The organism is Streptomyces sp. NPDC040610 (assembly GCF_055594065.1).
In genome coordinates this window covers 200,558-209,118 of record NZ_JBVIXA010000009.1, presented here as the reverse complement: position 1 = coordinate 209,118, position 8,561 = coordinate 200,558, and the positions used below count along the sequence as shown (strand labels likewise).

Genomic DNA, 8,561 nt, shown 5'->3' with positions numbered 1-8,561 from the left:
CCCGCTAGTACGCGAGCGGGCCCGACGGGACCACCAGGTCCCGGGTGATGTCCGCGATCGTCCTGCTCCCCGTGAGGGTCATCGCAAGGTCCAGATCGGCGAGCAGACACCGCAGGACGTGCTCCACGCCCGCCTGTCCGTCAAGCGCGAGACCGTACAGGTACGGCCTGCCGAACAGGATCGCGTCCGCGCCGAGCGCGAGCGCCTTCACCACGTCCGTGCCGGTGCGCACCCCGGAGTCCATCAGGACCGGGACATCGGGCCCGAGGGCCGCGCGCACCGCGGGCAGCGCGTCGAGCGCGGCCACACCGCCGTCCAGCTGGCGGCCGCCGTGGTTGGAGACCACGACACCGTCCGCGCCGGACGCGAGCGCCTTGCGGGCGTCGTCCGGGTGCTGGACGCCCTTGATGAGGATGGGCAGCGTCGTCCACGACCGCAGGCGCGCCAGATCGTCCCAGGTGAGCGCCGGATTGCCCGAGATCTTCGCCCAGTGCCCGACGGCCGCCATCGCCCCGCCGCCCTCGGGCAGCTGGGCCTGGAACGCCGGGTCGCTGGTGAAGTTGGCGATGCCCTGCCCGTGCACGAACGGGATGTACGCGGTGTCCATGTCGCAGGGCCGGTAGCCGAAGGTGGGGTTGTCCACCGTGACCACGATCGCCGCGTACCCGGCCGGTTCGATCCGGCGGACCAGGGACTCGGCCACCTCCGGGTCGCTCGGCCAGTACAGCTGGTACCAGCGCGGCTCGCTCCCGGCCGCCTTCGCCACGTCCTCCATGGAGTGCGAGGAGAAGGACGAGAGGACGAACGGCAGGCCGACCTCGGCGGCGGCGCGGACCGAGGCCAGCTCGCCCTCGGGGTGCGCCACCGTCTGCGCGGCCACCGGCGCGAGCAGCACCGGCGCGTCCAGGCGCTGCCCGAACAGGGTCACCGACATGTCCCGCTCGCTGACGCCCTTCCACATCCGCGGAAGCAGCCGCCAGCGCTCGAACGCCTCGCGGTTGACGTGGCCGGTGGTGCCGGTGCCCGCGTCCCCCGCGATGTAGGCGTGCGCGTGCGGTTCGAGGACCGCGCGCGCCGCCTCCTCCAGCGTCGTCAGGTCCGTGGACAGCTTCGGCTTCTGCCCGGAGATCCCGGCCAGATAGATCTGCCGGACCATCTCGGCCCGGGGCGGCCGCGCCTGACCGCTCTGCTCGCTCATGCGCCGCCCGCCTGTCCCGCCGTGCCGGGGGCCGCGGCCCGCGCCAGGTCCTCGCGGATGACGCGGGTGAGCAGCGGGACCACCGCCGGGTCGGGCTCGGTGAGGGCGAAGTGGCCGCCGGGAAACAGCTCCAGGCGGTACTCGCCCGTGGTGTGCCGCTCCCAGTCGGCCATCTGCTCGGCCGTGTTCTTCGGGTCGTCCTCGGCGAGCAGGACCGTCAGCGGCGCCGTGACGGCGGCGCCGTCCTTGGCCTGGTAGCGGCCCAGGACCTCCTGGTCGCCGCGCATCAGCCGGATCATCTCGCCGACCATCTCCGGGTCGTTGAGGATGATGTCGGGCACGCCGCCGAGCCACCGGATGTGGCCGAGGAGCTCCTCGTCGGAGTGCGCCCCGTCGGCGTGCGCCCGCCAGTCCGCCGACGGCGGCCACGCCGCCGACGCGAACAGCCGGGCCAGGCCCGCCCGCTCCTGCAGGAGACGGGCCGACTCGAAGGCCACGAGCGAGCCGAAGCTGTGCCCGAGCAGGAACAGCGGCCGGTCGTCGAAGTCGGCGAGCGCGTCCACGATGCCCGTGGCGAGCGTCGTCACGTCCTCGGCGAACGGCTCGGACCTGCGGTCCTGCCGCCCCGGGTACTGCACGGCGAGCAGCTCGACATCGGCGGGCAGCGCCGCCGACAGCGCGGTGAACGCGATCGCGGGACCCCCGGCGTGCGGGAAGCACACCAGGCGGGCCCTGGCGTCGGGCTTCGCATGGAACGTACGAATCCATTTGTTGCGACTCATGGTGTGGGTCCCGTTCCTCAGGAGCCGAGCTTGGTGAGCAGGGCGTTCAGTCGGTCGGTCACGGTGTCGCGCACCGCGTCACCGAGCTGAGCCCCGGTGACATCGGCGAACACCGACTCCAGCTTGGTGATCTCGTCGAGCAGCGCCTGCGGGTCACCGGCGGCGTCCGCGGGGTCCGCGGCGGCGCTCTCGGCCTCGTCGGCTCCCGCGGCTCCCGCAGCTCCTTCTACGTAACCCTGCTCCGCCTTCAGGTGCTCCACGAGCTCGGCCGGGGTCGGCCAGTCGTAGATGAAGGTGGCGGGCAGCTTCACGCCGGTGGTGGCGCCGAGCCGGTTGCGCAGCTCCACCGCCGTCAGCGAGTCGAAGCCGATCTGGTCGAAGGCGCCGTGCGGGTCGACGACCGCCGCGGAGGCGTGGCCGAGGACGGCCGCGACCTCCTGCAGGACCGTGTCCAGGAGCCGGTCGCCGGTGCCCGCGCTCTGGGCGGGGGCGTCGGCGGTGGCCGCCGCGGCCTTGCGGGCGGCGGCAGGGACCAGGTTCTTCAGGAGCGCCGGGACGGTGCCGCCGTTCGCGAGCTGGTCGCGCAGGCCCTCCAGGTGCCACGCGGCGGCCACGGCCACCGCGGAGTCCCTGCGGACCGCCGCGTCGAGCAGTTCCAGACCCCGCTCCGACGTCAGCGGCGCCACGCCGATACGGCTCATGCGGGTGATGTCGGTCTCGGTCAGGCCCGAGCCCATGCCGCCGACGCCCTCCCACAGGCCCCACGCGATGGACACGCCGGGCTTGCCGATGGAACGCCGGTACTCGACGAGACCGTCGAGGAAGGAGTTGCCCGCGGCGTAACCGCCCTGCGCGGGCGAGCCCATGGTGCCCGCGAGCGAGGAGAACAGCACGAACGCGTCCAGACCCAGGTGCTCGGTCAGCTCGTGCAGGTTCAGCGCCGCGTCCACCTTCGGGCGCAGCGACCGGTCCAGGCTCTCCGGGGTGAGGTCCGCGAGGATGCCGTCGTCCAGGACGCCCGCCGCGTGCAGGACGCTGCCGACGTGCACGCCGTCCGCCGCGAGGGAGTCCAGGGCCGCGGCGAGCGCGTCCCGGTCCGCCGCGTCGCACGCCACCACGCGCACGTCCACGCCCTGCGCGCGCAGCTCGTCGATGTCGCGCTGCGCCTCCTCCTTCGGCGCGCCGCGGCCCATCAGGACCACGCTGCGCGCGCCGTGCTCGGCCACGAGGTGCTTGGCGACGAGGCGGCCGAGCCAGCCCAGGCCGCCGGTGACGAGCGCGGCGCGGGTGGTGTCGTACGGCTCGTCCGGGTCGGACAGGGCGAGGACGACCTTGCCGATGTGCCGGGCCTCGCTCAGGTACCGGAAGGCCTCGGGGGCGCGCCGGATGTCCCACACCGAGATCGGCGGGGCCTTGAGCGCGCCCTGCTGGAACAGCTCAAGGAGTTCGAGGAGCATGCCCTGGATGCGGTCCGGGCCGGGCTCGCGCACGTCGTAGGCGCGGTAGTCGACGCCCTCGTGCCGCGCGGCCACCTCGGCCGGGTCGCGCCGGTCGGTCTTGCCCATCTCCAGGAACCGGCCGCCGCGCGGAAGCAGCCGCAGCGACGCGTCGGCGAACTCGCCCGCGAGGGAGTTCAGGACGACGTCGACGCCCTTGCCGCCGGACACGCCCAGGAAGGACTGCTCGAAGTCGAGCGTCCGGGAGGAGGCGATGTGGTCGTCGGCGACACCCGCGGCGCGCAGCGCGTCCCACTTGCCCTGGCTCGCCGTCGAGTAGACCGTGGCGCCCAGGTGCCTGGCGATCTGGATGGCCGCCGTGCCGACGCCGCCGGCGCCCGCGTGGATGAGGACCGACTCGCCCTCGCCGAGCCGGGCGAGGTCCACCAGGCCGTAGTACGCGGTCAGATACGTCACCGGGACGGCGGCGGCCTGCCGGAACGACCAGCCGTCGGGGATCCGGCACACCAGGCGGTGGTCGGTCACCGTGTTCGGGCCGACGCCGTTGATGAGGCCCATCACCCGGTCGCCGGGCTTGAGGCCGCTGACGCCGGGGCCGACCTCGACGACGACGCCCGCGCCCTCGCCGCCACCGCCGTTGTCGGACGCGTTGGCGTCGACGGAGGCGTGGATGACGCCGAGCGCGAGCAGCGCCTCACGGAAGTTCAGGCCCGCGGCGCGCAGCCGCAGTCGGATCTGGCCCTCCTTGAGCGGCTCGGCGATCTCCGGCCACGGCTCGAAGGACAGGTTCGCGAACGACGACTTGGCGACGTAGTCCAGGTACCAGTTCGGCTCGTTCAGGGGCGGGCGCAGCGTGGTGCCCGCGGCCGTGGTGCTCAGGGCCGGGCGGTAGCCGGTGCCGCCGCGCAGCGCGAGCTGCGGCTCGTCGGCGGCGACGGCGACCGCACCCGCGAGCGCCGCCCGCGAACCGGCCGTGCCGTCCTCGTCCAGGAGCGCGAAGCGGCCCGGGTGCTCGGCGACCGCCGAACGCAGCAGACCCCACACCGCGCGCTGGCCGAGCCGTCCGGTGGGCTGCTCGGCGTCCACGGCGACCGCGCCGCGCGTGACCGCGACCAGGCGCGTCGTCGACAGACGGTCGTCGGCGAGGAGGAGCTGGGCGGTCGTCAGGACGTGCCGCAGGGCGTCGCGGACGGCCGCCGGGTCCGGCGTCTCGTCGGCGGCGCCCGCCGCGACGGGAAGCAGGATGACCTCGGGGGCCTCCTCGCCCTCGTCCAGGGCGTTGGACAGGGCCGCCTGGTCGGCGAAGCGGCGCGGGACGACGCCGTGCGCCGCCTCGTCCGCGAAGTCGCCGATGACCGCCCACAGGTCCGTGTCACCGGACGCGGGCAGCTCCGAAAGGGCCTCCCACGACGGCACGTACAGGCCGTCGCGGTCGCTCGCGGACGCCATCGCGGCCGGGCGCAGCGCCAGCGAGCCGATCGACGCGACCGGGTTGCCTGCGGCGTCGGCGACGTCCACGGAGATCGCGTTCTGGCCCGCGGGGGCGAGCCGCACGCGCAGCGCGGCGTCGGCGGAGCCGAGGGTGCGGGCGTTGTTCCAGGCGTAGGGCAGCAGCGTCTTGCCGCCCGAGGTGTCGGTCAGGCCACCGGCCGCCGACGGGTGCAGGGCCGCGTCGAGCAGCGCCGGGTGCAGGCCGTAGCCGCCCGTGCCGGGCTGCTTGTCGTCCTCCAGCGCCACCTCGGCGAACACCTCGTCGCCGCGCTTGTACATCGCCTTGACGCCGCGGAAGACCGGGCCGTACGACAGGCCCTTCGCGGTGAGGTCGGCGTACAGGTCGTCCAGGGCGACCGGCAGCTCCTCGGCGTCCCGCGGCGGCCACACCGTGAGGTCGGCGGGGGCCGCCTCGTCGGTGGCCTTCGCGACGGAGCCACTGGCGTTGCGCAGCCAGCCGCCCAGGTCGGCCTCGCCCTCGCGGCGCGAGTGGATCGTCACCTCACGGCTGCCGTTGGCGTCCGGGGCCGCGAGGAACACCCGCAGCTGCACCTCGGTGTCCTCGGCGACGATCAGCGGCGCCTCCAGGAGCAGCTCCTCCACGACGTCGTAGCCCGCCTCGCGGGCGGAGCGCGCGGCCAGGTCGAGCAGGGCGGTGCCCGGCACCAGGACCTGGTCGCCGACCTTGTGGTCGGCCAGCCACGCGTGCGTGGCCAGGGAAAGACGGCCGGTGAGCAGCAGGCCGTCGAGCTCGGGGAGTTCGGCGACGGCCGTCAGCATCGGGTGGTCGAGCGCGACCAGACCGGCCGAGCGCACGTCACCGGAGACGACGCGCTTGTCGAGCCAGTACGGGCGGTGCTGGAAGGCGTACGTCGGCAGCTCGACGCGGTGCGCGCCGTGGCCCGCGAACACCGCGGCCCAGTCGACGTCGCCGCCGCTCGTGTGGGTGCGGCCGAGCGCGGCGAGCAGCGTCTCGGTCTCCGCGTGCCGACGGCGCAGCGAGGGGATCAGCTCGTGCGCGGAGCGCGCGGTGCGCTGCTCGGCGAGGCAGTCCGCGGCCATCGCGGTGAGGTCGCCGGACGGGCCCATCTCCAGGAACCGCACGCAGCCGTCGGCGGCGAGGCTGTGCACACCGTCCTGGAAGCGGACGGTGCTCAGCATGTGCCGCACCCAGTAGTCGGGGTCGGCCAGCTCGTCGGGCTCCACCGGCTGCCCGGTGAGGTCCGAGACGACCGTCAGCTCCGGGAAGCGGAACTCCAGGCGGGCGGCGAGCGCGCGGAACTCGGCGAGCGCGGGCTCCATCAGCGGGGAGTGGAAGGCGTGGCTGACCTTCAGCCAGGTCGCCTTGCCACCGGCCTCCTCGAACGGCTTGACGGCGGCGGCCAGCGCCTCCTTGTCGCCGGACAGCACGGTCGCGGCGGGGCCGTTGACGGCGGCGAGGGACACCTTGCCCTCGAACCCGGCGAGGAGCCCCGCCGCCTCCTCCTCGGAGGTGCGCAGCGCCACCATGGCGCCGCCCGCGGGCAGCTGCTGCATGATGCGGCCGCGGGTGACGGCCAGCTGGGCGGCGTCCTCCAGGGACAGCACCCCGGCCGCGTGCACGGCCGCGAACGCGCCGACCGAGTGGCCGAGCACGGCGTCCGGGCGGATGCCCCACGACTCGAAGAGCCGGAACAGCGCCACCTCGACGGCGAACAGCGCGGGCTGTGTGTACTCGGTGCGGTTCAGGAGCTCGGCCTCGGGCGTGCCCTCGGCGGCGAAGACCACCTCGGACAGCGGCTTGGCCAGGTGCGGGTCGACCACGGCGCACACGGCGTCGAAGGCCGCGGCGTACGCGGGGAACGTCGCGTACAGCTCCTTGCCCATGCCCGGGCGCTGCGAGCCCTGCCCGGCGAAGAGGAACGCGGTGCGGCCCTCGGCCGCTTTGCCGCGCACGACCTCGGCGCCCGCCGTGTCGTCGGCGAGGGCACGCAACTGGGTGAGCAGGGACGCGCGGTCGGCGGCCGTCAGGACGGCGCGGTACGGCAGGTGGGCGCGCGTGGTGGCCAGCGAGAGGCCGAGCGGCGCGAGGCCGTCGGCGGTCACGGAGGGCTCGGCCGTCAGGTGCTGGTGCAGCCGGTCGGCCTGGGCGCGCAGGGCGGCCTCGGTGGTGGCCGACAGGACGTGGGGGACGGCGGGCAGCGGCTTGGCGGCGGGCTCCTCGGCGGGCCGCTCGGCGGGCTCGGGGGCCTGCTCCAGGATGACGTGCGCGTTGGTGCCGCCGATGCCGAAGGAGGACACGGCGGCACGGCGCGGCCGGTCGACCTGGGGCCACGGCTTGGCCTCGGTCAGCAGCTCCAGGGTGCCGGTGGACCAGTCGACGTTCGGGCTGGGCTCGTCCACGTGCAGCGTCTTGGGCATCACGCCGTGCTGCAGCGCCATCGTCAGCTTGATGAGGCCACCGACACCGGCGGCCGCCTGCGCGTGCCCGATGTTGGACTTCAGGGAGCCGAGGTACAGCGGGTTGTCCGCGGTGCGGGCCGCGCCGTACGTGGCGAGCAGCGCGCCCGCCTCCAGCGGGTCGCCGAGCGGCGTGCCCGTGCCGTGCGCCTCCAGGAGGTCGACGTCGGCGCCGCTCAGGCCGGTCCCGGCGAGCGCCTGCTTGATCAGGGCTTCCTGGGCCGGGCCGTTGGGCGCGGTCAGGCCGTTGCTCGCGCCGTCCTGGTTGACGGCCGAGCCGCGCACCACCGCGAGGACGGGGTGGCCGAGGCGGCGCGCGTCGGACAGCCGCTCGACGAGCAGCAGGCCCGCGCCCTCCGCCCAGGCGGTGCCGTCGGCGGACGCCGCGAAGGACTTGCAGCGGCCGTCCTTCGACAGGCCGCGCTGACGGCTGAACTCCACGAAGGAGTTGGGGGTCGCCATCAGCGTCGCGCCGCCCGCGAGGGCCAGCGAGCACTCGCCGCGGCGCAGCGAGCTGACGGCCAGGTGCAGCGCCACCAGGGACGACGAGCACGCCGTGTCCACGGTGATCGCCGGGCCCTGCAGGCCGAAGGTGTACGACACGCGGCCGGAGGCGACGCTGCCGGTGCTGCCGATGGTCAGGTACGCCTCGTACTCCTCCGGGGCGGGGGACAGGCGCGCCGCGTAGTCGTCGTACATGGTGCCGACGAACACGCCGGTGCGGCTGCCGCGCAGCGTCGCCGGGTCGATGCCCGCGCGCTCGAAGGCCTCCCAGGCGGTCTCCAGGAGGAGCCGCTGCTGGGGGTCGATCGCGTGCGCCTCACGCGGGGAGATGCCGAAGAACTCGGGGTCGAACTGGGCGGCGTCGTAGAGGAATCCGCCCTGCTCGACGTAGGAGGTGCCGGCGTGGTCGGGGTCCGGGTCGAACAGGTTGGACAGGTCCCAGCCGCGGTCGGTGGGGAAGGCCCCGACCGCGTCGACCTCGTCGGTGACCAGCTGCCACAGGTCCTGCGGCGAGCTGACGCCGCCGGGGAAGCGGCAGCCCATGCCGACGATCGCTATCGGTTCCTCGTCGCGCTCCTTGGCGCGGGCGTTCGCGGCCTTCAGCCGCTCGTTCTCCTTCAGCGCGGCCCGCAACGCGTCGACGACTTGCTGGGGTGATGTGGACGCCATCGTGTCTCTCTCCATAGTTCC

The 8,561-nt window shown here is 74.4% G+C and carries 3 protein-coding genes; all 3 read right to left on the bottom strand.

Features of this window, described 5'->3' with window-relative positions:
• Positions 1 to 4 precede the first annotated feature (4 nt).
• From ACZ6AA_RS28640 to ACZ6AA_RS28630, 3 genes are read right to left on the bottom strand one after another with little or no spacing between them, the layout of a single operon-like run.
• A complete protein-coding gene (locus ACZ6AA_RS28640) occupies positions 5 to 1,198 on the bottom strand; it encodes an alpha-hydroxy-acid oxidizing protein (RefSeq protein ID WP_468483857.1) in 1,194 nt (397 codons plus the stop codon).
• Positions 1,195 to 1,980, bottom strand: coding sequence for a thioesterase II family protein (locus tag ACZ6AA_RS28635; protein WP_468456113.1), 786 nt, complete (start codon positions 1,978 to 1,980; stop codon positions 1,195 to 1,197). The genes ACZ6AA_RS28640 and ACZ6AA_RS28635 overlap by 4 nt, the downstream gene beginning before the upstream one ends.
• Positions 1,981 to 1,997: 17 nt before the next feature.
• Positions 1,998 to 8,504, bottom strand: coding sequence for a type I polyketide synthase (locus tag ACZ6AA_RS28630; protein WP_471460802.1), 6,507 nt, complete (start codon positions 8,502 to 8,504; stop codon positions 1,998 to 2,000).
• Positions 8,505 to 8,561 lie beyond the last annotated feature (57 nt).